General features: G+C 63.6%; 23 protein-coding genes. 14 read left to right on the forward strand and 9 right to left on the reverse strand.

Annotated features, from left to right (window positions below):
• Positions 1-10: 10 nt before the first annotated feature.
• Positions 11-2,200, reverse strand: a complete 2,190-nt coding sequence (locus ACQKIE_RS03555; protein ID WP_427455839.1) for a polysaccharide biosynthesis tyrosine autokinase — start codon at positions 2,198-2,200, stop codon at positions 11-13.
• A 553-nt stretch (positions 2,201-2,753) separates the two neighbouring features.
• Here ACQKIE_RS03555 and ACQKIE_RS03560 point away from each other — a divergent pair.
• Together ACQKIE_RS03560 and ACQKIE_RS03565 are read left to right on the forward strand one after the other, a co-directional pair.
• Positions 2,754-5,132 (forward strand): DNA polymerase II, encoded by a 2,379-nt coding sequence (locus ACQKIE_RS03560; protein WP_427455841.1) that lies wholly within the window; start codon positions 2,754-2,756, stop codon positions 5,130-5,132.
• Positions 5,133-5,200: 68 nt separating this feature from the next.
• A complete protein-coding gene (locus tag ACQKIE_RS03565) occupies positions 5,201-5,686 on the forward strand; it encodes a VOC family protein (RefSeq protein WP_427455843.1) in 486 nt (161 codons plus the stop codon).
• Between the two features lie 72 nt (positions 5,687-5,758).
• Here the strand turns inward: ACQKIE_RS03565 and ACQKIE_RS03570 are convergent, their stop codons facing one another.
• Positions 5,759-7,486, reverse strand: coding sequence for a M1 family metallopeptidase (locus ACQKIE_RS03570; protein WP_427455845.1), 1,728 nt, complete (start codon positions 7,484-7,486; stop codon positions 5,759-5,761).
• A gap of 178 nt (positions 7,487-7,664) precedes the next feature.
• Between ACQKIE_RS03570 and ACQKIE_RS03575 the strand changes: the two genes are divergently transcribed.
• The 3 genes from ACQKIE_RS03575 (at position 7,665) to ACQKIE_RS03585 (ending at position 9,412) form a co-directional block, all read left to right on the forward strand.
• Complete coding sequence (locus tag ACQKIE_RS03575) at positions 7,665-7,877, forward strand: DUF2945 domain-containing protein (RefSeq protein ID WP_427455847.1); 213 nt, start codon at positions 7,665-7,667, stop codon at positions 7,875-7,877.
• The gene (locus ACQKIE_RS03580) at positions 7,867-8,415 is read left to right on the forward strand and encodes a DUF488 family protein (protein ID WP_427455849.1); all 549 of its coding nucleotides are present in this window, start codon (positions 7,867-7,869) and stop codon (positions 8,413-8,415) included. The genes ACQKIE_RS03575 and ACQKIE_RS03580 overlap by 11 nt, the downstream gene beginning before the upstream one ends.
• 100 nt (positions 8,416-8,515) lie before the next feature.
• Complete coding sequence (locus ACQKIE_RS03585; protein WP_427455851.1) at positions 8,516-9,412, forward strand: alpha/beta fold hydrolase; 897 nt, start codon at positions 8,516-8,518, stop codon at positions 9,410-9,412.
• Here the strand turns inward: ACQKIE_RS03585 and ACQKIE_RS03590 are convergent.
• Entirely contained in the window at positions 9,302-10,270 is a 969-nt protein-coding gene (locus ACQKIE_RS03590) for an alpha/beta fold hydrolase (RefSeq protein WP_427455853.1), read from the reverse strand. The genes ACQKIE_RS03585 and ACQKIE_RS03590 overlap by 111 nt on opposite strands.
• A 150-nt stretch (positions 10,271-10,420) precedes the next feature.
• On the opposite strand from ACQKIE_RS03590, the gene ACQKIE_RS03595 reads away from it, so the two are divergent.
• Positions 10,421-10,657: a hypothetical protein gene (locus ACQKIE_RS03595; protein ID WP_427455855.1), complete on the forward strand. Its 237-nt coding sequence runs from the start codon at positions 10,421-10,423 to the stop codon at positions 10,655-10,657.
• A 161-nt stretch (positions 10,658-10,818) separates the two neighbouring features.
• On the forward strand, positions 10,819-11,598 hold the full coding sequence (locus tag ACQKIE_RS03600; RefSeq protein WP_427455857.1) for a class I SAM-dependent methyltransferase: 780 nt from the start codon (positions 10,819-10,821) through the stop codon (positions 11,596-11,598).
• 61 nt (positions 11,599-11,659) lie between these two features.
• Here ACQKIE_RS03600 and ACQKIE_RS03605 read toward each other — a convergent pair whose 3' ends face one another.
• Complete coding sequence (locus ACQKIE_RS03605) at positions 11,660-12,406, reverse strand: SDR family oxidoreductase (protein ID WP_427455859.1); 747 nt, start codon at positions 12,404-12,406, stop codon at positions 11,660-11,662.
• A gap of 95 nt (positions 12,407-12,501) precedes the next feature.
• Here ACQKIE_RS03605 and ACQKIE_RS03610 point away from each other — a divergent pair, with 95 nt between their 5' ends.
• Positions 12,502-13,422: an AraC family transcriptional regulator gene (locus tag ACQKIE_RS03610; RefSeq protein WP_427455861.1), complete on the forward strand. Its 921-nt coding sequence runs from the start codon at positions 12,502-12,504 to the stop codon at positions 13,420-13,422.
• A 97-nt stretch (positions 13,423-13,519) separates the two neighbouring features.
• Positions 13,520-14,716 carry an MFS transporter gene (locus ACQKIE_RS03615; RefSeq protein ID WP_427455863.1) on the forward strand — a complete coding sequence of 399 codons (1,197 nt, stop codon included), beginning with the start codon at positions 13,520-13,522 and terminating at the stop codon, positions 14,714-14,716.
• Positions 14,717-14,786: 70 nt separating this feature from the next.
• On the opposite strand, the gene ACQKIE_RS03620 is transcribed toward ACQKIE_RS03615, so the two are convergent.
• Positions 14,787-15,521 carry an SDR family oxidoreductase gene (locus ACQKIE_RS03620; protein WP_427455865.1) on the reverse strand — a complete coding sequence of 245 codons (735 nt, stop codon included), beginning with the start codon at positions 15,519-15,521 and terminating at the stop codon, positions 14,787-14,789.
• Positions 15,522-15,564: 43 nt separating this feature from the next.
• On the opposite strand from ACQKIE_RS03620, the gene ACQKIE_RS03625 reads away from it, so the two are divergent.
• On the forward strand, positions 15,565-16,557 hold the full coding sequence (locus tag ACQKIE_RS03625) for an AraC family transcriptional regulator (protein WP_427455867.1): 993 nt from the start codon (positions 15,565-15,567) through the stop codon (positions 16,555-16,557).
• A 131-nt stretch (positions 16,558-16,688) separates the two neighbouring features.
• On the opposite strand, the gene ACQKIE_RS03630 is transcribed toward ACQKIE_RS03625, so the two are convergent.
• Positions 16,689-17,189, reverse strand: a complete 501-nt coding sequence (locus ACQKIE_RS03630) for a hypothetical protein (protein WP_427455869.1) — start codon at positions 17,187-17,189, stop codon at positions 16,689-16,691.
• Positions 17,190-17,368: 179 nt separating this feature from the next.
• Here ACQKIE_RS03630 and ACQKIE_RS03635 point away from each other — a divergent pair, with 179 nt between their 5' ends.
• Complete coding sequence (locus ACQKIE_RS03635) at positions 17,369-17,947, forward strand: trypsin-like serine protease (protein WP_427455871.1); 579 nt, start codon at positions 17,369-17,371, stop codon at positions 17,945-17,947.
• Positions 17,948-17,986: 39 nt separating this feature from the next.
• Positions 17,987-18,370 carry a hypothetical protein gene (locus tag ACQKIE_RS03640; RefSeq protein WP_427455873.1) on the forward strand — a complete coding sequence of 128 codons (384 nt, stop codon included), beginning with the start codon at positions 17,987-17,989 and terminating at the stop codon, positions 18,368-18,370.
• A gap of 16 nt (positions 18,371-18,386) precedes the next feature.
• Here the strand turns inward: ACQKIE_RS03640 and ACQKIE_RS03645 are convergent, their stop codons facing one another.
• From ACQKIE_RS03645 to ACQKIE_RS03655, 3 genes are all read right to left on the reverse strand, one after another.
• Positions 18,387-19,268 carry a glycosyltransferase family 9 protein gene (locus ACQKIE_RS03645; RefSeq protein WP_427455875.1) on the reverse strand — a complete coding sequence of 294 codons (882 nt, stop codon included), beginning with the start codon at positions 19,266-19,268 and terminating at the stop codon, positions 18,387-18,389.
• Between the two features lie 320 nt (positions 19,269-19,588).
• On the reverse strand, positions 19,589-20,947 hold the full coding sequence (locus ACQKIE_RS03650) for a sensor histidine kinase (RefSeq protein ID WP_427455877.1): 1,359 nt from the start codon (positions 20,945-20,947) through the stop codon (positions 19,589-19,591).
• Positions 20,947-21,612 (reverse strand): response regulator, encoded by a 666-nt coding sequence (locus ACQKIE_RS03655; RefSeq protein WP_427455879.1) that lies wholly within the window; start codon positions 21,610-21,612, stop codon positions 20,947-20,949. Before ACQKIE_RS03655 ends, ACQKIE_RS03650 begins: the two co-directional genes overlap by 1 nt.
• A gap of 244 nt (positions 21,613-21,856) precedes the next feature.
• Here ACQKIE_RS03655 and ACQKIE_RS03660 point away from each other — a divergent pair, with 244 nt between their 5' ends.
• A complete protein-coding gene (locus ACQKIE_RS03660; protein WP_427455881.1) occupies positions 21,857-22,444 on the forward strand; it encodes an ABC transporter ATP-binding protein in 588 nt (195 codons plus the stop codon).
• Positions 22,441-23,241 carry an ABC transporter permease gene (locus tag ACQKIE_RS03665; protein ID WP_427455883.1) on the forward strand — a complete coding sequence of 267 codons (801 nt, stop codon included), beginning with the start codon at positions 22,441-22,443 and terminating at the stop codon, positions 23,239-23,241. Before ACQKIE_RS03660 ends, ACQKIE_RS03665 begins: the two co-directional genes overlap by 4 nt.
• Positions 23,242-23,582 lie beyond the last annotated feature (341 nt).

The raw sequence follows: 23,582 nt of genomic DNA on the forward strand, positions 1-23,582 counted from the left end.
TCATGCGGGGTCAGGCCGGGTCGGCCTTGTACTTGTAGTAGGCGTACGTGGAGTAACCGGACGTGCGGCGTTCGACGGCGTTGAAGATCGCTCCCTTCAGTTCCACGCCGTTGTGTTCGAAGCGTTGTTTGGCCAAGGCGAGTTCCCGCGCCTTGTTGAGCCCGAAGCGCGCCACCAGCAGGCTGGTGCCGGCGTGGTGGCCGATGACGGCCGCATCGGTCACCGCCAGGATCGGCGGCGTATCGATGATGATCAGGTCGTAGGACGGCACCACGGCGGCAATGAACCGGGTGAAGTTCTCATGCATCAGCAGCTCGGACGGATTGGGCGGCACCCGGCCGCGGCTCACGAACGAGACGTTGGGCAAGGGGCCCGCCTGCACCACGTCGGCCAGTTCGGCGCCACCCACGAGGAGGTCGGACAGCCCGAGCGCCGGCTTGATGCCGAGCACCTGGTGCAGCGTGCCGCGGCGCATGTCACCGTCCACCAGCAACACGCGCTGGCCCGCCTGGGCAATCACCGCGGCGAGGTTGGCCGAGACGAAGGTCTTGCCCGCGAACGGGCTGGAGCCGGTGATCATGAGGACGTTGTTCTTCGCCTCCAGCCGGGCGAAGTGCAGACTGGTACGCAGGCTGCGGATCGCCTCGATGGCGAGGTCGGAAGGTGAGCCGATGGCGAGGAGGGGGCCGCGAGCGGGTTTGCCGTGGCGGTTCTTCGGGGCCCGGACGCCGGGGCCGGAACCCAGCGGGACGGACGCGTAGACGGGCAGGCCGAGATCCTCGATGGCCGCGGGATCTTCGATGCCCCGGTTGAGGATTTGACGCAGGAACACGAAGGCCAACGCGAGGAAGCCGCCGAGGAAGGTGGCCACGACGACCACGAGGGCCTTGCGCGGCTGCACGGGCTGGGTCTTGTCCACCGCCGAGGTATCGACGACACGGACGTTGCCCACGGTGCCGGCCCGTGCGATGTCGAGTTGCTGGGCCTGGTTGAGCAGGCTGGTATACGTTGTGCTGCTGACCTGGACGTCGCGGTTGAGCTTGAGCAGTTGCTGCTGCGTGTCGGGAAGGTCGCCCACCTGCTTCTGCATCTGGTCTTTCTGTGCCTGGAGCTGTCCCATCTGCTGCTGCAGCGCCTTGTAGGCCGGATGGTCGTGCGTGAAGCGACGGTCGATGTCCGCCTCCTGCAGGTGCAACTGCTGGATGTTGTTCTCCACCGCGACGATCTGGTCGAGCAGACCCTTGGTCTGCATGCTGAGGTCGATCGAGTGCGACTTCGTCTGGAAGGCATTCATCGCCGACTGGGCCCTGTCCAGTTCCTGGCGCACCTTGGGAAGCTGGTCCTTGACGAACTGCAGCTGGCTTGCCGCTTCGGCGGAGTTCCGCTCTACGTTCTGGCGTACATAAGCGCCCGTGACGCGCGCCAGGACTTGCTGTGCGAGGTCGGGGTCGGCGTTGTTGTACGTGAGCCCGATGATGCCGGAGTCGTTGCCTTGCTCCAACGCCACGACGTCGCCCTGCAACCGATTGATCGTGCTCAGCGTTGGCTGGACGATGACGTCGAAGCGCGTGCCGGGGTTGGCCACGAGGCTCTTGATCTGCATCGTCGCGCCGGCACGCTGGACCCGTTGTCCCACCGAGCCTTCGAGGATGCGCTTGCCGTCGTCGTCGTACAGCGCGTAGCGGCCGTTGTCCCCCGCGCGCAGCTCCAGCTTCTTTCCCAGCAACGTATCCGGCAGGTCGAGCTTGAAGATGTCCACCACTTCGCCACCCCAGCCGTATCGGCTGAGACCGAAACGTGGGGGCGCGGGCTGGCCGGGTTTCCTGCCGCGTGAAAGGTAGTCACCGATCAGGGGGAAGCGCTGTGGCTGCACCTGGATGTCGAGGCGCAGGTCGTTGACGGCCTGTCCGATGACGAGTCGTGACGTGATCAGCGCGATTTCGGTCGTCGCCTGCGACGCGGTGGTACCCAGCGACTGGGTGAGGTCGCTCAGCCCGGGAAGGCTGGGCGTCTTTTGCTCGACCTGCACGACGGCCGTGGCCTGGTAGATCGGCGTGGCGAGCATCGTGTACAGCACGCCGACGACGAAGAACGTGCCGGTGATGGCCACGATGAGCCATTTGTGGTCGAGCAACGTACCGAACAGCGCATTGAGATCGATAGTGTCGTCGTCATGAACCAGGTCAATCTTTGTCGTCATGCGGCTGCGCCGTTCCCGAATCTAAATAGACGTCCAGACGTTTATACCGCTGGAAGTATGAACGTGCCGGGAAGCCTTTTCTTGCAGTGAATGCCTTCTTTTCAAGGTGTTTTACGCAGCCGGAAACCGCGCGCCACGTTTGGGCAAGCGCTCTTCGCACCGGCCTGGTGCGTCACTTGGGTCATGAGGCGGGCGCTACCCGGCAGGCGATGACGTTCCGCCCGTGCCGACGCCGCTCGTGCTCAACACGATGTCCTTCGCCGATATCGATCCCCATGGATGGGGAAGGGGGGATCGATCACGGTGCCAGCATAGATGGCCTCCGGAAAGCCTCAAAGCGACGAGTGCCGTTTTTGCGACACGCGTCAAGTAAACGTCGCCTCTGTGTCGGCAATAAGGCAAAAGCGTCATGACGACGTTAATGGCATCGCCCCTGGCGTGCACGTTTTCCTAATGACTCGTTCATATTCCGTGGACGGGTATCATTGGCGCTGGTGCTGGTGCAGGCGCCCCCTTACGGGCCCGCAGCCGCCTGCCGATAGGAAAAGCCGAGGTGACTTCCCCGACACGACCGGGCTTCATCCTGACCCGCCGTTGGCGGGATACGGGACATGGCACCGATCTCGAATTCTGGCTGGCGACCGACGACGGTCCCCGGCAGGTCGTCGTGTCGGCGCAGCCGTCGGTGGCGTTCGCCAGGCAGTCGCAACATACGGAGATCGAGGCCACCGCTCGCGGTAGCGCGGCCGCCGACCTTCGTCCGTTGCCGCTGAAGACGTTTGCCCAGGAACCCGTGCTGGGCGTCTATACGCGCAGCCACAAGCAGATGGTGCTTCTCGAGAGGCGCCTAAGGGAGCGCGGGGTGCCTTTGTACGAGGCGGACGTCCGGCCGCCTGACCGGTACATGATGGAGCGCTTCATCACCGCGGCCGTCGGCATCGAGGGCGGCACGGCGGAAGGCGATCGCATCCTCGATCCTCGCATGGCTCCGGACGCCGATTACCGGCCGGTGCTGCGCGCGGTGTCCCTGGACATCGAGACAAGCGCCCACGGCGACCTCTACTCGGTGGCGTTGGAAGGTTGCGGCCAGCGACAGGTGTACATGATCGGTGAGACGGCCTTCGGTGCCGGGCACCCGGAGGACTTCGACCTGGACTACTGCACGGATGCGGGGCAGGTCATCGAGCGCCTGAATGCATGGTTCCAGGTCCATGACCCGGACGCGATCATCGGTTGGAACCTGGTGCAGTTCGACCTGCACCTGCTCCAGAAGCATGCCGATGCGCATCGCGTCCCGCTGCTCCTTGGGCGCGGCGGCCTTCCGATCGAATGGCGGGCGCATGGCACCCGCGAAGGCTTCCTGTTCGCACCGACCGCCGGGCGCCTCGTGATCGACGGCATCGAGGCACTGCGCGCGGCGCAGTGGAGCTCGCCATCCTTCAGCCTCGAATACATCGCCCAGAGCATGCTCGGCGAGGGCAAGGCGATCGACGATCCCTACCATCGAATGGCAGAAATCGAGCGACGATTCCGCGAGGACAAGGTCGCGCTGGCTCGTTACAACCTCAAGGATTGCGAGCTGGTGACACGGATCTTCGCCAAGGCGAAGCTCTTCGAGTTCCTGCTCGAGCGGGCCCACGTCACGGGCCTCGCCGCCGATCATTTCGGTGGCTCGATCGCAGCCTTCAGCCACTGCTACTTGCCGCGCATGCACCGCGCCGGCTACGTCGCGCCCAACGTCGGCGACGTAGCCAATGCGGCCTTCCCGGGCGGTTTCGTCATGAACTCGCGGCCAGGCATCTACGATTCGGTGCTGGTCCTCGATTACAAGAGCCTCTATCCGTCGATCATCCGCACCTATCTCGTCGATCCGGTGGGGATGGTCGAGGGGCTGCTCGATCCGTCGCCGTCCGCGTCGGTCCCAGGATTCGACGGCAGTTTCTTCTCCCGCCGGACGCACTGCCTCCCGGCCATCGTCACCCAGCTTTGGGAGCGTCGCGACGAGGCCAAGCGTCGGGGCAACCAGCCGTTGTCGCAGGCATTGAAGCTGTTGATGAACTCGTTCTGCGGCGTGCTCGGTGCGAGGGATTGCCGTTTCTTCGATCCGCGTCTGGTGTCGGCCGTGACGCTTCGCGGGCACGAGATCATGCGCCGCACGCGGGAGTTGGTGGAGGCCGAAGGGTACGAAGCGATCTACGGCGACACCGACTCGATCTTCATCTGGCTCAAGCAGCGACGCAGCGAGGCGGAAGCCGAGGCCATCGCGGCGCGTCTGGTGGAAACGGTGAACCGGTGGTGGCAGGACCACCTCGCCAGCACGCTGGGGCTGCAAAGCACCCTGGAGATCGAGTTCGACACGCACTACCAGCGCTTCTTCATGCCGACCATTCGCGGTAGCGAGGAAGGCAGCAAGAAGCGCTACGCCGGACTGGTCGTCGGCGAGGACGGTGCCGAAGAGGTCGTCTACCGTGGCCTTGAAACCGTGCGCACCGACTGGACGCCGCTGGCGCAACAGTTCCAGCAGGCGCTCTACCTCCTCGTGTTCAAGGAGCAGCCCCATGCCGCGTTCGTCAAGGACTATGCGCGGCGCCTGCGGGCAGGGGAGCTCGACAACCTCCTGGTGTATCGCAAGCGCCTGCGCGGCAAGTTGAGCGACTACCAGCGCAACACGCCTCCGCAGGTGCGCGCCGCGCGCGTCGCCGACGAATACAATGCGCGGAAAGATCGGCCACAGCGGTACCAGAACGGCGGCTGGATCAGCTACGTGATGACCGTGAACGGGCCGGAGCCTCTCGAGAACGTCACGTCCCGGCTCGATTACGAGCATTACTTGTCGAACCAGCTCGAGCCCATCGCGGACGCCATCCTGGCGCCCTTGAACGACAGCTTCGCCCAGCTCACGAGCGCGCAGATCGGCCTGTTCCAGGCCTGAGGTCACTATCGTGGTGCGCGGGTTGTGGTTTAGTGTGCCCCGACCCTGACGCTGATGCCGGAGGTTCCATGACGACCGTTCCCGCCAAGATCACGCCTTGTCTGTGGTTCAACTTCAATGTCGAGGAGGCGGTGGCGCATTACCTCTCCATATTCAAGAACGGCCGCATCCTCGAGATATCGCACTACGGCGATGCGGTGCCATCGCAGAAGGGCAAGGTCCTCACGATGCGCTTCGAGATCGAGGGCCAGCCGCTGCTTGGACTGAACGCGGGGCCGAACTTCCCCTTCACGGAAGCTATCTCGCTGATGGTCGATTGCGAAACGCAGGACGAGGTCGACGAGCTGTGGTCGAAGCTCAGCGCCGGCGGCAGCGAGGGCGATTGCGGGTGGCTCAAGGACAAGTTCGGACTTTCCTGGCAGATCGTGCCACGGCAGATGATCCCGATGTTCATGAGCGACGACAGCGCCGCGGCGGCCCGCGCCATGCAGGCGATGATGACGATGCAGAAGATCGACATCGCGAAGATCCGGGCTGCATTCGAGGGCAAGTAGCGGCGCCTGGGGCAGGGTGACCGCGCGCCGCGACGCGGCGGTCACCCCTTGGCATGGTGCGGCGATCGCCGATTAGCTGGCCTTCTTCTGCTTCGCCTTGCGCTGCTCCACATAGTCCTTATAGGCCTCCATCCCTGCATCGCGCCGCAGGAGCTTCGACTCGGGATCGACGACGTACAACGCGTTCTCGTTGGGTAGCGTCACGTCGCCACGGCCTTCCGTCATCGGCAGGGTCACGCGTTGGTCGCCCACCTGCACTTCCACCGGAAGGGGAAAGGGGCCATTGCCGGGGACGGACCAGGCAAGGTGCAGCGTCTGCCCGTCGCGCTCCACCTTGAGGTCCGGCAGCGCCGCCTGGTAGAGGTAGACATCGAAGAACCAGCGCATGTCCTTGCCGGTGACCTTATCGACGATGTCGACGAATTCCCTGGTCGTGCCATAGCGCGGGGCGAAGTTTCCAGGGACGGGGTGTTCAGTGCCATAGACCATCAGTCGCACGGACCGATAGAAGGCATCGTCGCCGATGACGTTCCGCAAGGTATGCAACATGAGTGCACCCTTGTTGTAGATGTCCTGGCCCGGGCCACCGCGCTCGTCGTTGTAGACGTCCTCCTCCCGGCGCGGCTTGCCCGAGACGATGGGGTGGTGGTTGGCGAGGATGCTGCGCAAACGCATGAGGCTGGCGAAATAGGCCTGCTTCCCACCGATCGATCCGGCGTACAGGGGCTGCATGTAGGTCGCGAAGGCCTCGTGGATCCACATGTCGTCCCAGTTGGCGTTGGTCACCTGGTTGCCGAACCACTCGTGCGACAGCTCGTGCTGCAGGAGGTCGTCGTAACCGTAGGGCGTCTTCGCGTATTCATTGCCATACGCGTTGACCGTCTGGTGTTCCATCCCCTTGTACGGCGTCTCCACGACGCCCATTTTCTCCGAGCGGAACGGATACGGGCCGATCGTCCCTTCGAGGAAGTCGAGCATGTGCGGGAACTCGGCGAACAGCACCTTTGCCTTGGCCTCGTCGTCCACGTACCAGTAATGCATGGGGTAGCTGTCGCCGAACCGGCTCGTGTACGTGGCCGTGAGTTCGCGATAAGGCCCGATGTTCAGCGAAATGCCATAAGTGCTTACTTCGCGGGCGCGCCAATGGTAGGTGCGCATCCCGTCCTTTTCCTCCATGCCGACGGCGACGCCGTTGCCCACTGCCACCAGCGGCGCGGGGACCGTCACGAACTCGTCGACGAGTTTCGGACGGCCGGTCGGGTGGTCGATGCAGGGCCAGAACAGGTCGCACCCTTCGCCTTCCACCGCCGTGGCGATCCAGGGTTTGCCGTCGGGCGTGGTCGACCACACCATGCCGCCGTCCCACGGTGGCTTGACCGCTTCATGGGGACGGCCGTGGTACATCACGCGCACAGCCGTCGTGGCACCGGCCGCCAGCGGGTGCGGAAGGTCGACTTCGAGGTGGCCCTCGGGATTGCGATAGGCGGTCGACGGCAGGCGCTGACCATCGACTTCCACGGCATCGATGGGCAGGTTCCGGTCGAGGTCCAGCACCACGCGCTTGAGCGGCGCCTTTAGCTGGAAGGTGAGCGTGGCGTCGCCCGCGAGCCGGCGCGCCTCCGGATCCACCCGGAAACGCAGGTTCGCATGTTCGAAGGTCACGGCCTGCTGCTCGGGTGTGAGCGGCGCGCCGGAATTGGAGGTCAGGTCGGTCAACGGCGGCGGTGCCGGTGGCGCCGAAGGCGAGCACGCGACGGCGCTCAGCGCGAGGCCGATGCTCAGGGGAAGGGAATAGCGCATGATCGTGGGGCCCCTGGAGGGAGTGCAAACGTCCGACCATAAGAAGCCTCGCGGGGCCAGCGCATGTGCCGGTAGTCAGCCCCCGAGCCCTTGCGGCCATGCCGGGTCCGACGGGACTTCACTCGTTCTTGGCCCGGATGAGGGCACCTTGTAGCGGTCTTAGGGACGGTGCACGAGCATGACGACGACGTTCAAGATTGGCGACCACGTCCGCTGGAACTCGGAAGCGGGCTATGTCACGGGAACGATCACCAAGATCCACACGCGCGATTTCGAGTACAAGGGTCACCCGCGTCGGGCCACGCCCGAGGAGCCCCAGTATGAGATCAAGAGTGACAAGACGGACCACGTCGCCGCCCATAAGGGCACTGCGCTGAAACATGCCGACTGACCTGCCGCTTTATTCGATCGGCCACTCCAACCGCCAGCTGGATGACTTCCTGGCGGTCCTCACGGACGCGGCCATCGAGTGTGTCGTCGACGTGCGGACATTCCCACGCTCCCGCACGAACCCGCAGTTCAACATCGAGGACCTGCCGGACTCCCTGGCCGCGGCCGGGATGCGGTACGAGTACCTTCCGGATCTTGGGGGGCGACGTCGCAAATCCAGGGACATCCCACAGGAGGTCAACGGGTTCTGGAAAGTCACCGCCTTCCACAATTATGCCGACCACGCGATGTCCGCGGCATTCCAGTCGTCCTTCGAGACCTTGCTTCGCCTCAGTGAAGGACAGCGCTGCGCGATGATGTGCTCGGAAGTCCTCTGGTGGCGCTGCCACCGTCGCATCATCACCGACTACGCGATCGCCGCGGGCCGCGATGTCCTGCACCTCTTCGACGTGGGTCACGTCGAGCCTGCACGTCTCACGGAAGCGGCCGTCGTCCAGGACGACGGGCTGCTCCGCTATCCGGCTCCCGCCTTGGCGTAGGCCGCGCCGCTGGCCGATCTTGCCCCAGGAGAAGACGATGCCTCAGTATCTCCTTGCTGGTTACCTGGCCGATGACTTCGACTTTTCGGAATAAGACTCCATGGACCATGGCTCGCCGCCTTCGACCACAGGGCTCAGCGACGACGACCTGACCTATTTCGCGGTTCATGGCGTCCCACCGCTCCCCGCACCTGTGGCCAGCGGCTATGTCGATAACGAAGGCGCTCGCATCTGGTACGCCAGCTTCGGTGCGGGACCGCCCGTGGTCCTGTTGCATGGCGGGCTCGGGAACTCGGGTAACTGGGGTTATCAGGTTCCCGCGCTAACCGAGGCGGGCTATACGGCCGTGGTGATCGACAGTCGTGGCCAAGGCCGCTCGACGCGCGATGACAGGCCCTATAGCTACGAACTCATGGCGTCCGACACTCGGGCCGTCATGGACGCGCTCGGCGTCGCCAAGGCCGCTTTCATCGGTTGGAGCGATGGCGCGGATATCGCCCTTGTCCTTTCTCGGCGAACGCCGGATCGCTCCGCCGGCGTCTTCTTTTTCGCCTGCAATGTCGACCCTTCGGGGACAAAGCCCTTCGAGCCGTCGGACGTGATCGACCGGATCTACGGCCACCACGTCAATGAGTACGCGGCGCTTTCGCCCACGCCCGATGACTTCGAAGCCATGCGCGACGACCTGGGCGCGATGCAGGCGACTCAACCGGATTACGGACCGAACGAACTGGGTGAAGTCGCCGTTCCCGTGTGGAGCGTCCTCGGCGAGCATGATGAGTTCATCGAGCGCGAGCATGCCGAATACATAGCCCACCATATTCGGGGAGCCCGCTTCGTACTTCTTCCCGGCGTAAGCCACTTCGCTCCGCTGCAGCGGCCGGAGCTATTCAACCGGACGATGCTCGAGTTCTTGAGTCGAACCGGGCCGGAAGTCCAGCCGATCGAGCCAGCGTTCCACAAGCGCCACGGTTTTCGCAGGATGCGTCATAGGTAACAGGTGTCCCGCTCCAGCGAGCACGTGAAGCTCGGCGCCATCGATGGCGGAGGCAAAGGCCCTCGCGTGCGCCGCGGGGACTGCCAGGTCGGCGGCGCCATGCAGAACCAGTACCGGCGCGCGAAGGGTGCGCAATGATGCCCGCGTTGCCGGAGGCCGCTCATCCCAGCCCGACAGGAGTTCGCCTAATGCGCAGCGGTGCAAGGGATGCAACAGCAAGTCGCGATAGCGGTGCACGACGCTGGTGGGTGGGCGACTCGGGAAGAAGGTCATCCAGCTGGTGAGGTACACGAACGGCCCGGGTTCCAGCGCGCCAAGCAAGCGACGCAAGCGCCTCGACTTCAGCGCCCGCCATGCCATTGCTGCCGCTTTGTAACCGAGGCGGCTATCGGGCCAGCCGGAAGCATTCACGAGGATGAGCCCCGCTACACGCTCCGGCTCGGCAAGCGCGTACCGCCAGGCGATGTCCGCGCCGAGGGATTGTCCACCGATGATGGGCGCCTCGACGTCCCATAGGTGGAGCAGCTCGCGAAGCAGCGCGCAGCCCCCTTGCACCGTGTGGCGGTATGACGGAGGTGCCCAGGTGAGGCCGTGCCCGGGCCAGTCGAACCGGATCACCCGGTATCGTGGCCGCAAGGCCCGCGCCCATGCATCCCACATGGCCACGTCGCCGAGCATGCCGTGGCACAGGACGATCGCGGGCCCGTCCCGAGGCCCCTCGTCGCGCACGTGCACGACCACGCCGTTGCGCAATCGCACAAAGCGGGACGTCGCCGTGCCGTAGCGCCTCCGCAGTCGGCCGATGGGACGGTCCGGGCGCAGGAGCAGCGCCGCGGCTATCGCGGCCCCTGCTGCCAAGGCGAGGATGCGTGTGACACTAGCCAATGGGACCGTCCGGTGGAATGATGACGGAGAAGTGCAGGCGCGGCCTTCGGAGTCGAGACTGAAGGGGCTGCCGTGAAGGCCGTTACCAGGTCTTGTGCAGAAGCTCGTACCTCGGAGGTGTCTATGCGGTACACGTTGCTAGCAAGCCTCATCGTTGTTGCCTGCGTCGCGAATGCCTCGACGTCCGACACGCTGAGCCGTACCTCGCCATTCGCTTCATTCAGCACCACCAAGACAGGTGACGCGTTCGCGCAATGCGTGCTCGACGCCGTCGGCCCGGAATTCCCCGCCAGCGCGACGAAAAAAGTGGCGGGAGGCCAGACCATCACCGTTGCGAACGCGGAACGGCGACTGCCGTGATCGAGGTCAGAGAACCCTTCAAGGGCGACGGCGCGATGGTCTTCATCCACTCGCCTTCGGCCCGCCAGCCCGGGAAAGATCCCACGGTGAAGTCGGCGCGGAATTGCCAGTGATGTGATTGCTGCTCGGTAGACGGGCCAGGTGCCCAGAGGAATGCCACTATGAAATGCGTGATCGTGACCGCGGCGCTTACCGCCGCTGCTCTTTCGGCGGGGGCGATGGCGGCCACGCCACCTCCATCCAACTCCGCGATCGCCGCCGCTGTCGCCGATGCGCATCGCCCGGCAAAGGACACCGAGCAGGACGCGGTTCGCCGCCCTGCGGACCTGCTGGCCTTTTCGAAGGTGAAGGCGGGCGATACCGTGCTGGATGTCTGGCCCGGCGGCGGCTACTGGACGAGGCTTTTCTCGCCGATCGTGGGCGCCAAAGGCAAGGTGTACGCCTATGTTCCCGCCGAGATTGCCGGGTTCAAGAGCGACCCTGTGGCAGTCGCCAAGGCACTGGCGGCCGAACCGGGGCGCGGCAACGTGGAAGCCATCTCGGACCCGCTGGCCCAGCCGCCGCCTCCGAGCATGTTCAACACGTTCGATGTGGTCTGGACCTTCGAGAACTATCACGACTTCCACAACAGCTTCATGAAGGGCGCGAGCGTGGATGGCTTCAACCAGGCCATCTTCAATGTGCTCAAACCTGGTGGTTACTACGTCGTCGTCGATCACGCAGCCGCGAAGGGGCAGGGCCTCAAGAACACCGAAGACCTGCATCGCATCGACCCGGCGACGGTCAAGGCCGAGGTCGAGAAGGCCGGCTTCGTGCTGGATCAGGAATCGTCGTTACTGGCCCGTTCTGCTGACGACCACACGCTCAAGGTGTTCGATCCCGCGGTGAAGGGTAAGACGGACCGATTCATGCTCCGCTTCAAGAAGCCTCTGAAGCCGTGAATCAGTGGACCGCGCCGAACGATCGGCGCGGTCGACCCATGGAGCGACTGTGTCGCTGAGCTCACGCCACTTCCGCGGCCAATTGCCGAGCATCCTCACCCGCGGGCAGGCGCATGGGGACGGTAGGATCAGTGGCCGCCTGCCACACCGCCTCGGCGACGTCGATGGACCGGGTGATAGGGCCCGGGTTCTGGAATCCCTCGAACACCTTGCCCAGCAGGGCCGCATAGGCTTCGGGCGATTCCGCCTGCATGCGCGGCCTGGCGTTTTCGCCGAAGCGCGTGTCCGGAGCCAAACCGGGCAACACGAGCCTTACGCGCACACCGAGCGGTTCGAGCTCCAGCGCAAGTGATTCGGTGAATGCGTTCACCGCTGCCTTGCTCGCCGTGTACACCGCCAGGAGGGGGAGGGCGCGCAGGGTGACCGTCGAGGTGACATTGATGACCACGCCGTCGCCCCGCTCACGGAACTGCGGCACGACGGCCTGGGTCATGGCGATGGTGCCGAGCGTGTTGGTCTGGAAGATCTCGGCAATGACATCCATCGGCTGGCCCTCCAGCGCACCCAGCAAGCCGACGCCGGCGTTGTTGACCAGTACGTCGATAGGACCCGCTGCCGAGATGGCCTGACTGATGCTTTCGGCGTTGCCGACATCGAGCGGGAGAATACGCAAGCGTGGGGACGGAGGGAGCACATCCGCGCGCGGCGTACGCATGGTCGCGATGACGTTCCAGCCCTTGTCGAGGAAACAGCGCGCTGTCTCGAGCCCGAAACCGGACGAGCAGCCGGTGATGAGGACGGTCTTCATGGGGAAATCCTTGGGTGGGAGAGGAAACCACGATAGGCGCCCGGACCTGGACTTGCTACCATCCAGAGTCCTCGATTCATTTGTCAGAGTCCGGCATGGCCGATCCGCTCGCAGAGATGGTGTCGCTCCTCCAACCGAGCGCCGGGTACTTCAAGATGGTGGCGGCAGCAGGACGCTGGCGCCTGCGACGCACGGAGTACGACGAGCCCTTCTATGGCGTGGTGCTCGAAGGCACGTATCGTTTGGCTGTCGACGGGCACCCGCCGGTAGTGTTGCGCGAGGGAGACTTCGTCTTGATCCCGGCGGCACTGGACTTCACGATGACCAGCTTCGATCCGCCGCCGGACGATACGCAGTCGTTACCGCAGGCGCTGGGCCAGGGCGAGTACCGTATCGGTCCGCCAGACGAACCGGTGAACGTCCGTTCGCTCGTGGGACACTGCGTGTTGGCATCGCCCGACGCCGACCTGCTGGTGTCGTTGCTTCCGCAGTTCCTCCATATCCGGGACCAGAAGCGACTGACCACCCTCGTGGAACTCGTGGGGGAAGAATCGCGAGCCCAACGTCCGGGTCGAAGCATCGTCATCACACGGTTGCTCGAGGTCATCTTCATCGAGGCACTTCGATCGACACCGGCCGGCAAGGAGATGCCGGGACTCTTGCGCGGCCTAGCCGACGAACGCGTGGCGGCGGCGCTGCGTCGGATGCATGAAAAGCCGGGCCACGCATGGACGGTGCCGGAACTGGCAAGCGAAGCCGCGTTGTCGAGATCGGCATTCTTCGAGCGCTTCCGCCAGACAGTGGGCGTCGCGCCCATGGAATACCTGTTGGCATGGCGTATGGCCCTGGCAAAAGACCTGCTCAAGAGAGGCACGGCGACGATCGCCGACGTCGCCGCGCGCGTTGGATACAGCTCCGCCAGCACCTTCAGCGTGGCGTTCGCGCGTTTCGCGGGCGTGCCGCCGTCGCGTTACGTGGGGGACGTGGTCGCCGGGTCGTCGGTGGCGCTCGTTTGATTAGGTGGGCTAATAGGCCATAGAAGCTTTCTTCGTCTAATCATCTAAGTCGCGTCGCGGCAGAATGACCTTGGTTCTAATCCAGGGCGACGACGCTATGAGTTCAACTTCGATCGCCGCACCCTTGTCGCTCGGTGCACGGGCGCACTGGGGCGGCGTATTTGCCATGACGCTGTGCGTGTTCGCGTTGATCGCGTCTGAATTCATGCCGGTCAGCCTGTTGACGCCCATGGCGGCAGACCTTGGGATCAGCGAAGGACTCGCCGGATACGGGATCGCGATCTCAGGCGCATTCGCGGTCGTTACGAGCCTTTCGATTTCCCGTCTTGCTGGCGCCATTGACCGTAAGCGCCTGCTGCTGGCCCTGACCGCGTTGATGGCGCTGTCCGGTGCGGTGGTGGCGCTTGCACCGAACTACACGACCTACATGGCCGGACGCGCCTTGATCGGTATCGTTATTGGCGGTTTCTGGTCGATGTCCGCGGCCACGGCCATGCGCCTGGTGCCGGCCGATCGCGTCCCACGCGCCCTGGCCATTTTCAATGGCGGCAATGCGCTTGCAACGGTCGTCGCCGCACCGCTGGGCAGCTACCTGGGAGCGGTGATCGGGTGGCGGGGCGCGTTCCTCTGTCTGCTGCCGATAGCTGCGTTCGCGCTTGGCTGGCAGTGGATGAACCTGCCCAGCATGCCGGTCGAGCAGCGCGGGGGCAAAGCCAAGGTGTTCGCCCTGTTGAAGCGCCGCGTGGTCCGCCTTGGCATGGCGGCATGCGCTGCGTTCTTCATGGGCCAATTCGCCTTGTTCACCTACGTCCGTCCCTTCCTGGAGACGGTTGCGCACGTGGACGCCTCGGGGCTTGCACTGATCTTGTTGGGTATGGGTGTGGCAGGCTTCATCGGCACCGTGGCGATCGGCGTATTCCTGAAGCGCGGCATCTATCGCACCCTCATCGCCATTCCCGTCTTCATGGCAGCTGTGGCCGCGGCCTTGCTCGTTTGGGGTTCGTGGCTGTGGCCCGTCGCCGCGTTGCTGGCTCTTTGGGGCCTGCTCTCTACTGCGGCACCTGTCGGATGGTGGAGTTGGCTTGCGCAGACGGTGCCCGAAGAGGCCGAAGCAGGGGGCGGCCTGATGGTTGTCGTCGTCCAATGTGCCATCGCGTTGGGGTCGACCGTCGGCGGCATGCTATTTGACAGCCGCGGCTACAAGAGCACGTTCGTTGCAAGCGGCGCCGTACTGGTGGTCGCCGCACTCCTTGCATTCATGACAGCCGGACAGCGCCGGGGCAAGCCGCGCTGACGCCTGTGCTTATCGAAGCGATCGAACACCGCGGACTGCCGGGCCGCTCGGTTGAGCGGCCCGAGAGTGATTACCAGGGAAGCGTCTCGCCGAGATAGGTGAAGCTTCCGCTCGGGCCGTCGGCACCGATCAGCGCCATGCCGACGCTGCTCTTCGCGCCCGTCGGCACGTCGATCTCGCCTTGGCCGCTGTTCATGTCGGTCTGCACGTAGCCCGGGTGGACGACGTTCACCTTGATCGGCGTGTCGCGGAGTTCGTAGGCAAGGTGGACGGTCCACGAATTGAGCGCGCTCTTCGAGGCGTCGTACGCCGGCACCTTGAAGCTGTAGATAGGCGACGTCGGGTCGACGTGCATCGTGATCGAGCCCAACAGGCTCGACACATTGACGATGCGAGCCGCGGGTGCCGCCTTGAGGAGCGGGAGGAACGCCTGGGTCACTTCGACGACCGCGAACAGGTTGGTGTCGAACGTCTGGCGCCACGCGTCGAGGGTCTGCTCGGACGGTGCCTTGGCCACGTCATCGACGATGATGCCGGCGTTGTTGACCAGGATGTCGAGCTTGCCGAACCGGGCCTTTACCTCGGCGACGGCTTTCTGGATGGTCTCGCCATTGGTGACGTCCAGCGTGATCGGCTCGACCGGCAGGCCCTCGGCCTTGAGCTTGTCCGCGGCCGCCTGGGTGCGTGCCGGGTCGCGGCCGGCGAGCAGGGTGGTGACGCCGGCTTCGGCGAGCTGTCGCACCGTTTCGTGGCCGATGCCGCGGGTGGCGCCGGTGACGAGGGCAACTTTTTGCGAGGTGTTCATTTCGTATCCTTGGCGGGGTTGGCGATGGCGCTGGGATCGACATGTGGATGTCGTGGGCGATTTAAAGCCCCGCCGGGTCCAAAATCGCAAGATCGGTCGAGCGCGGGTTGGGGCGCCGCGCCAAACTGTCTCGGCACGCAGGAACGAGTTGATGAAGACGACGCTGAAGACCTACCACGCCAGGATGCAACGGGTGCTCGACCACATCGATCGGCACCTGGATGACGACCTGGACCTCGATACGTTGAGCGGCGTCGCGGCTTTCTCGAAGTTTCACTTCCACCGGCAATTCAAGGCCAGCTTCGGGCTGTCCGTGCATCGCTACGTGCAACTGGCACGGATGCAGCGGGCTTCGTTTCAACTTGCTCATGTGGATACCCAAAGCGTCACGGACATCGCGATCGACGCGGGTTACGACGCACCGGACGCCTTCGCCCGCGCCTTTCGACAGAGGGTAGGGCAGTCGCCTTCGGCTTTCCGCAAGTCGCCGGACTGGGCCCCGTGGATTGCCGCCTTTGGGCCCCTCGACCATGCCAGGAACACGCTCATGAAAATAACCTACGAACCGGACGACGTAACGATCCGCGATGTGCCCCCCACGCCTGTGGCGATTTTCGAACATCGCGGCGATCGGGAGCGCCTGCCCGAAACCATCGCGCGATTCATCGCCTGGCGCAAAGCCGCGGGCTTGTCGCCGGACACCAGCCCGACGTTCAACATCTTCCGCTCCGAGCGGGTGCCCGCGAACCCTGCCGACTACAGCATGGACCTGTGCGTCGGCACCGACCGGCTCATCGATGTCGACGATGCGCATGCGAAGCCGGGCGTCATTCCCGGCGGACGCTGCGCGGTGCTCCGCGTGGTACACAACACGAACAACCTCGAGCCTGCCGCGCTTTACCTCTATCGGGATTGGCTCCCGGAGAGCGGGGAGGAAGCGCGGGATTTTCCGATCTATTGCCAGCGGCACTTCTCGAGGGTGCCGAAGGGGCCGGTGCCTGAGGTGGTTTGTGAACTTTATTTGCCGTTGAAGTAGGTCCCCTGCAGCTCGACCGCGCGCCTCCCTCGCCGGGAATAGCCTTTTGGCGGCGGGCACATCACGAGGTGGAGCGGCAGCGGTACGTGCTGGCTTCTACGGCTGACAAACCAAGCGTCAAGGCGGCTTGCCTACCTTTTATCCGGGAAATTCATGGAGTAGACGATAGCGCTGATCTTCCACCCTTTCTCTGTCTTCACGAGCAACCAGGCTTCTTTTCCGACGTTCACCGGCTTAGCACTTACGAGGAAAGTGAAGTCAAATGAAACGGCCGCCACAGCATCATCGGCATTGATCTTGATGTTCGAGAACCTCTCCTCATTCGGCGACGTAGCCGTTCCAACCTGTTCCGCGAACTTGGCACTGGTGGAAGGAAGGATCTTGGCAGCATCCGCCTTCTTCGCTCTGACGATGGCAAGCGTCTTGTCACTTGCGGATGCTGAGAGCGGAGAATTCTGGTCCACGAACAAATCTTGCATCGCATCCTTGTTCTTATCTTTGATCGCCTGCTGGAACTGCGCAATGACCTTGCCTATGTCGTCGAGGTCGCGCCGTGGGCCAGGGGCGGCGCTCGTCGACGCTGAGAAGATCGTCGCCGCGAGCAGAGCGGTACACCACTTGCAATAGTTCATCCGCGCGTCCTTTGCTTTTCGATGCCTTAGGAGGGAACGAGTGGACGCTCACCCCGGTTATCCAGTGGTTGCGCCTGCGCGCCTGAAGATACCATGCTTAACGGTCCGTGCCTGGCTGTCTCGTTGGACAGGATGGCGAGGCGTACGGACAACCATCTTGCATACCTAAGGATCGATAAATGAAATGGATGCTTGCTGTTTGCCTCCTCGTCGCATCAACTAGCGCAGGCGCGGTAGTTGTCAGGGCGGATGTCGATGACGCCAAATACCGTGTTCCAACATCAGAGTTTCCCGCTCTGGTAGATCTGGCCGGTGAGGGGCACGGCGTTCTGATTGCACCGCAATGGGTAGTTGCGGCCGCTCACGCGGCGCCGATGCAAGGGATGGAAGGTGACGTATCCATTAGCGGTGTGATGCGCAAAGTCAAACGCGTTGTTTTGTACCCCGGTTACAGCAAGGTGCCTGACCAGTTAATCAAGGACGTATTGGCAAGCGGTGACTTCGCCAAGCTGTACGCATTCCTGGATTCGGCCAACGACATCGCACTGATCGAACTTGCTTCGCCAGTAACCGATGTCAAGCCCATGACTCTTTATCGAGGAGACAAAGAAGCGGGGGAGACTGCAGAACTTGTAGGGAAGGGTGCTACGGGGGACGGCATCAAGGGGCAAGATCCCGACAGTCCTCACCGTACCGTGCTTCGCCGCGCCTTCAATGTCATCGAAGGTGGGGACGACCGATATGTCTGGTATCGATAAGGGAAAGAAGAGCCGAAGGTCGATCGTCCCCAGGCGGGAATGATTTTCTACAACGACGAGGGCTCCGAGAACGGCGGCCTCATTTTCGGCGGCAAGCGCAATGCCAAGGGTGAAGTCGTTGATGCCGGCGGTGCTTTGTCATTCGATCGGTATAACGCAAACCAAGTCGTCCAGTTGATCGGTGTCGACGACAAGGACAATCACTATGCGGGTTTATCGATAACCGATAGCAAGGAACACGAGCACAACAAGAATCGTATTTGGGTGGGACGTGACGACGATGGAACCGCCACGTTGTCCATGATGGACGGCGCCGGAAAGGAGCGCATCCAGATGAAAGTGCCCGCCGACGGCACGCCTGTAATTAATTTCCTGGATAAGGACGGCAAGGTGCAGAAGACCATCGCGGGTGCAGATCGCTAGCCGGCTGGCGAGGGCGTTATGTGTTGTCGCGTTGGCGCAAGATGTGGCCTGCCGCTCGGTGGGCCACCGCCGAAGGGCCATCGTCGCCAGTCCACAGAGCCGTGTTACCTGGTCCATAGGGCGCATAACGTGACGGATCGGTCGTGGCGAACAGCCCGATCGTTTGTGCAGTAGTGCCAGCGGCGAGATGCATGACACCACAATCCGCACTTACATACAGACCTGCCGCATCGATCAGCGACGCGAGTTTTCGTGGGTCGCTGGTGAAGTATGTGGGATAGCGATTGCCGACCCGGGACACTCCGTCGGCGGCGACCAGTTCGATGATACGAAAAGGGCCCGCGGCTCGCTCCAGCTCGGCGAGGAAAATCGTCCACCAATGCTGATCGTAGCGCTTGGCGCCTGTGGCGTTAGGGAAGATCGTCAAGACCGGAGCGTCGCCGGTCGCACCGGCTTTCAAAACGCGACCGAGCGTGGCACGGCCGTTGGCGCGCTCCACGTCGGAAAGGCGCAGATCAAGCGATGGCACCGGGTCATCCATCGGAACCCCAAGTGCGAGTCGTAGGGCGTGAACCGGCCGGGCGGCAAGATGCGTTGGCGCGCCGCAGGCGAGGGTTCGAACGCCGATTCGATAGCGAGCGCGGGCCGTGGCTGTCACCAAGCGCCCGGAGGAGGAACCTGACGCCGCGTCGATAACGAGGTCGTATTGCTTCCTGCGCAACATCCGAAGGAGTCGCCATGTCGTCAGCGGATGATGGATGGCGCGACGGTCCAAAACATGGAGCTCTCCCAAACCCGTATAGCCGCCGTATACGCGCAGCGCGGCCACACCGGCACCCAGTACGTCTACCTCCGCACCCGGGTACCAACGCTCGAGTTCGGCGATGAGCGGTGTCATCAGCACGGTGTTCCCGAGCCGATGATTTGGACGACATACGAGCACACGCTGGATTCCCGTGTGCGGCAGGCCGCCGGGCTCGACCTCGCTCGGTATGCTGGGGAATGCCTTTTTGACTAGCCATCCCATCACTGCGCGCCGCAGCTGTTGGACGCGGTGGTGGCTCGGCTCGCGTGAGGGGGTGACCGGAGACGGGCGGGTTTTGGCCTGTGCTATCGACATGACTTGTCACGATGGGGCCGGAGGGGCCGGAGGTGCCCATACGATGACGTCGCAACCTTAGAACAAGCTGTCGTTTCCACGGCGGTCCCAACCGGCGTTCAGACAGGAAATCTCACCGTCACGCGCAGCCCGCGGCCATGGTGGCCATCCTCGAGAGTGACCAATGCGCCATGCAGCCGGACGACACGCTGCACGATCGAAAGCCCGACCCCGAAACCGTCCCCAAGGCCGGTGTCGCGGTGGAACCGTTGGAACACGGCTTCGCGACGCTCTGCAGGGATGCCGGGGCCATTGTCCGTAACGGACAAGACACAGGCGTCCGCGTTGCGGGCGAGCGACAAGCAGACCACCCCGCCACGTGGCGCGTGTCGCAGTGCATTAGCCAGCAGGTTACGCAACATGGCGCGCAAGGCTGCAGCGTCGCCTTTTATCGATCCCGCGTCCGCGGGGACGCTTCTTTCTACCTTCACGCCGCGTGATTCCGCTTCGATAACTGCCTCGCCGGCGACGGTATCTACCAACGCCGCGAGGTCGACCGCCTCCTTGGGAACGAAGTTCTCATCGTCCAGGCGTGCCAGAGTCAGCAACTCCTCGGAGCGTTCTTGCAGTGCGTAAAGACTGGCAATGGCGTCCGGCAAGGCGGCCGAGAACACCGGAGAACGGGGATGTCTCAACGCGCCCTCGACGTTGAGCATGGCGGAAGCAATGGGCGTTCGTAATTCGTGGGCGACGTCGGCGCCAAACCGTGTCTCACGATCGAGTGCCTGATCGACCCGCAGAAGATAGTGGTTCAATGCGCCCACGAGCGGCTCAAGCTCCGCGCCCATGCCGGCCGCGGCGACCGGTTCCCACGCCCCCCGGGGTCGACGGGCGAGGAGGGCGGCCAGGTAGGAGAGCGGCGCAAGCACCCGCTTGACCGACCACGTGGCCAGCCAGCCAAGCAGAGGTAGCCCGAGAAGGAGGGGGAGGGTGTGCTCCATCCACACCGTGCGCAAGATGTCGCGCCGACTGTCGTGTCGCTCGCCGACGATCACGGTCAGGCTGCGAGTACTGTCGTCGAGCCGGTACAGGCGCCAGCGACGTCCGTCCAGGCGGATCCCGCTGAATCCGGGCGCTACAGCGGATGCTTGATCAAGATGGCGGAAATTCTCACTGGCCAGCACCTTTTGGCCGCTGCGGGTCAGTACGCGGTAACCCACCTCCACTTCGTGGGTCTGGGTCGACCCTGTGGGCGGTACCACGGGTACGTTCGGAATCGCGGGCTGGGCCAGTTCCGGACCTGTGCGGTTCAAGCCCATGAGTTGGTCCATCGTCACGGCGGCATGGACGAGGCGGGCGTCGCAATACTCGTTCACCTTTTGAAGCGTAAGCCAGCCCTCCACGATGCCGATGCAACCGAGAACCCCGGAGGTGACGAGGAAGATGGACACCTGAAGGCGCCTGACGATCGACGCCATCACCCGGCATCCGGCGACATCAGGTAGCCCATGCCGCGTACCGTCTTGATGTAGTGGGGTCCCACCTTCCGACGGACTGCGTGAATCAATACCTCGAGCGCATTCGGGCTCACCTCGCTATCGCGGCCGAAGACCAGGTCGTCCAGGATGTCGCGGTGAACGATACGACCGGCACGCTGCGCAAGCGTCTGCAGCAGCGCGAACTCGCGCGGCGACATGTCCACGCGCCGGCCCGCCACCTTGACTTCGAAGCTCTCCAGGTTTATGCGAATATCGCCGACCTCGAGCACATGCTGCGTAGCGCCGCGCGCTCGCCGGGCGACAGATCGAAGGCGGGCGCCCAGCTCGTCCAGATGAAAGGGCTTGCTCAGGTAATCGTCTGCGCCCGCGTCCAAACCAAGGACTTTCGAGCGGATGTCATCGCGCGCGGTCATGATGATGACCGGTACGGTCACATTTTCGGCTCGTGCCCTGCGCAACAACTCGATACCGTCCATGTCGGGAAGGCCGAGGTCGATAAGCGCCACGCCCTCATGCAAGGCTCGCAAGCGATGCAACGCGTCGGTCGCGTCACGAGACACGCTGACAGTGTGTCCAAGTTTTTCCAGGGCGCGCACAATGGCGTTCCCAAGACGTACATCGTCCTCGACGACGAGGATCTCCACGGAGCTACTCCGACGCAGACACGCAGTCAGATGATTGTGTGCCCCTTGCCTTAGCCGTCCCTTTGGGCGGCGGCATCGTGGACGTGTTCCACCAGCGCAAGCAATTTCTAAGGCTGACCAGTCAGTCTAAGGGGCGCTTGTCGCCCTTGTGGCGAGTGCGGTCAATCCGGGTGTACCGTTCAACCGTGTCAACGCAGCCTTGGAGACCGTCGGCGTGGGGTTCATGAGGTCACAGGGGCTCGTTGTGGACCGGCTGCAATGCAACCGCGTCGGCCCCATATCGTTTAGCTTGGCTCCCGGCGAATGCATCGCGGTGATGGGCTCATCGGGTGCCGGGAAGACCTTGCTGTTACGCCAATTGGTCGACCTCGACCCCGGCAGTGGCCATGTCTTTTTAGAGGGGCAACGGCGTGAGGCGTATCCCGCGCCCGAGTGGCGCCGTCGCGTCATGCTCGTGCCCGCCGTATCGGCCTGGTGGGCAGCAACGGTTGCCGAGCACTTCCAGGACGGCGTACTGGCGGACGCATCGCGGCTGTGCGCTTCCATGCGATTGCCGGAAGGCGCCCTCAGCAGGGACGTAACCACGCTCTCTACTGGCGAGCGTCAACGCCTGGCACTCGTGCGAGCCCTTACTGCGGTGCCCGACATCCTCCTCTTGGACGAACCGACCAGCGGCCTCGACGTGGACACGATGCTTGCTGTCGAACGATGCCTGATGGACGTGCAGGGGCAGGGCACGGCCCTGCTGATCGTAACGCACGACGAGGCGCAGGCACGGAGGCTTGCCACTACGATTTACCGACTTGGCGGCGGTACTCTCCGGACAGCATGAATACCGCACCGTTCCAAGCCGATGATATCGCCGTCGCCGCGGTCGTGGTGGTGCTTGATGTCGTGTTGTCCGTCATATTGCGGCTGCGGGTGCATTGGGCCTTGGCCGTTGCCTCGCTGCGAATGATTGCGCAGCTCGTCGCACTCGGATTTATTCTGCGGACGGTATTCGCGATAGACGCGGTGTGGCTGACAGCGGGACTTGTCATCGCCATGACCTTGGCCGCGGCGCGCGAGACCGCCGCAAGGCCCCAGCAACGCCTGCGTCACGGCCATTTCCTGACGAGCCTGACTGGCGTTGCCGCGCCGACGCTCCTCGCATGCCTGTTTGCCGTGGTGTGCTTCATGCCTGCGGGCGACGCCGGCTGGACGGCCCGCTTCGTGGTTCCTGTTGTAGGCATACTTCTCGGTAACGTGCTCAACGCGGTAAGTATTGGTATGGCCAGCGTGCTCGAGGGTGTAGCGCGGGAGGCCGCCGCGATTGAGGCTCGCCTGCTACTAGGCCACCCATTCAAGGCAGCTACCACGCCGCTTCAGCGCCGTGCCGTGCGGCAAGCCCTTGTCCCGCTCATCAATCAGATGAGCGCGGCTGGGATCATCACCATGCCGGGCATCATGACCGGCCAGGTCCTTGCCGGTATGGACCCGCTGCACGCCGCGACCTACCAGATCGTTCTGATGCTGCTCCTGGCTGGTGCGAGCGGATTCGCTGCGATCGCTTCGGTTCACCTGGTACTGGCGCGACTCACGGACGAGCGTCAGCGACTGCGACTCGACCGGCTGCGTGGGGAGGGCTAGCACGCCGGTAGGTAGGCCTTAGGCTCCTACTGCTAGATCGACGCATAATGTATATTATGTAAAATTTGCGATGCGCCGCATTCGCGCCCTGTTGATGGCTGTTGTCGTTCCACCCTTAAACATGCGGCAGTTGCCTCAAACGTGCCGCATCCCTTAAAGACGCTGCCGTCGTCGCCCATCCTGTTATCCAGCGCATCCGTTCCTTCATCGGCCGCATGTGTCGTTGCTTGACCCTTATCGGATGGCGCTGGCCATATGGTCGTCATGCCTTCTTTCCCACGGGCTTCTCCTTAGCCTTTGCAGAATGAGCGTTCAACCTAGCCTGCAATGCAACCTCGCGC

The organism is Luteibacter sp. NPDC031894 (assembly GCF_050273135.1).
In the GTDB taxonomy this organism is placed as follows: domain Bacteria; phylum Pseudomonadota; class Gammaproteobacteria; order Xanthomonadales; family Rhodanobacteraceae; genus Luteibacter.

What these genes read in the sequence shown, in the direction of transcription:
- ACQKIE_RS03555 (WP_427455839.1), bottom strand. Translation starts at nt 2,200, where the DNA reads ATGACGACAAAGATTGACCTGGTTCATGACGACGACACTATCGATCTC.
- ACQKIE_RS03565 (WP_427455843.1), top strand. Translation starts at nt 5,201, where the DNA reads ATGACGACCGTTCCCGCCAAGATCACGCCTTGTCTGTGGTTCAACTTC.
- ACQKIE_RS03570 (WP_427455845.1), bottom strand. Translation starts at nt 7,486, where the DNA reads ATGCGCTATTCCCTTCCCCTGAGCATCGGCCTCGCGCTGAGCGCCGTC.
- ACQKIE_RS03575 (WP_427455847.1), top strand. Translation starts at nt 7,665, where the DNA reads ATGACGACGACGTTCAAGATTGGCGACCACGTCCGCTGGAACTCGGAA.
- ACQKIE_RS03580 (WP_427455849.1), top strand. Translation starts at nt 7,867, where the DNA reads ATGCCGACTGACCTGCCGCTTTATTCGATCGGCCACTCCAACCGCCAG.
- ACQKIE_RS03585 (WP_427455851.1), top strand. Translation starts at nt 8,516, where the DNA reads ATGGACCATGGCTCGCCGCCTTCGACCACAGGGCTCAGCGACGACGAC.
- ACQKIE_RS03595 (WP_427455855.1), top strand. Translation starts at nt 10,421, where the DNA reads ATGCGGTACACGTTGCTAGCAAGCCTCATCGTTGTTGCCTGCGTCGCG.
- ACQKIE_RS03600 (WP_427455857.1), top strand. Translation starts at nt 10,819, where the DNA reads ATGAAATGCGTGATCGTGACCGCGGCGCTTACCGCCGCTGCTCTTTCG.
- ACQKIE_RS03605 (WP_427455859.1), bottom strand. Translation starts at nt 12,406, where the DNA reads ATGAAGACCGTCCTCATCACCGGCTGCTCGTCCGGTTTCGGGCTCGAG.
- ACQKIE_RS03610 (WP_427455861.1), top strand. Translation starts at nt 12,502, where the DNA reads ATGGCCGATCCGCTCGCAGAGATGGTGTCGCTCCTCCAACCGAGCGCC.
- ACQKIE_RS03615 (WP_427455863.1), top strand. Translation starts at nt 13,520, where the DNA reads ATGAGTTCAACTTCGATCGCCGCACCCTTGTCGCTCGGTGCACGGGCG.
- ACQKIE_RS03620 (WP_427455865.1), bottom strand. Translation starts at nt 15,521, where the DNA reads ATGAACACCTCGCAAAAAGTTGCCCTCGTCACCGGCGCCACCCGCGGC.
- ACQKIE_RS03630 (WP_427455869.1), bottom strand. Translation starts at nt 17,189, where the DNA reads ATGAACTATTGCAAGTGGTGTACCGCTCTGCTCGCGGCGACGATCTTC.
- ACQKIE_RS03635 (WP_427455871.1), top strand. Translation starts at nt 17,369, where the DNA reads ATGAAATGGATGCTTGCTGTTTGCCTCCTCGTCGCATCAACTAGCGCA.
- ACQKIE_RS03640 (WP_427455873.1), top strand. Translation starts at nt 17,987, where the DNA reads ATGATTTTCTACAACGACGAGGGCTCCGAGAACGGCGGCCTCATTTTC.
- ACQKIE_RS03645 (WP_427455875.1), bottom strand. Translation starts at nt 19,268, where the DNA reads ATGACACCGCTCATCGCCGAACTCGAGCGTTGGTACCCGGGTGCGGAG.
- ACQKIE_RS03650 (WP_427455877.1), bottom strand. Translation starts at nt 20,947, where the DNA reads ATGGCGTCGATCGTCAGGCGCCTTCAGGTGTCCATCTTCCTCGTCACC.
- ACQKIE_RS03665 (WP_427455883.1), top strand. Translation starts at nt 22,441, where the DNA reads ATGAATACCGCACCGTTCCAAGCCGATGATATCGCCGTCGCCGCGGTC.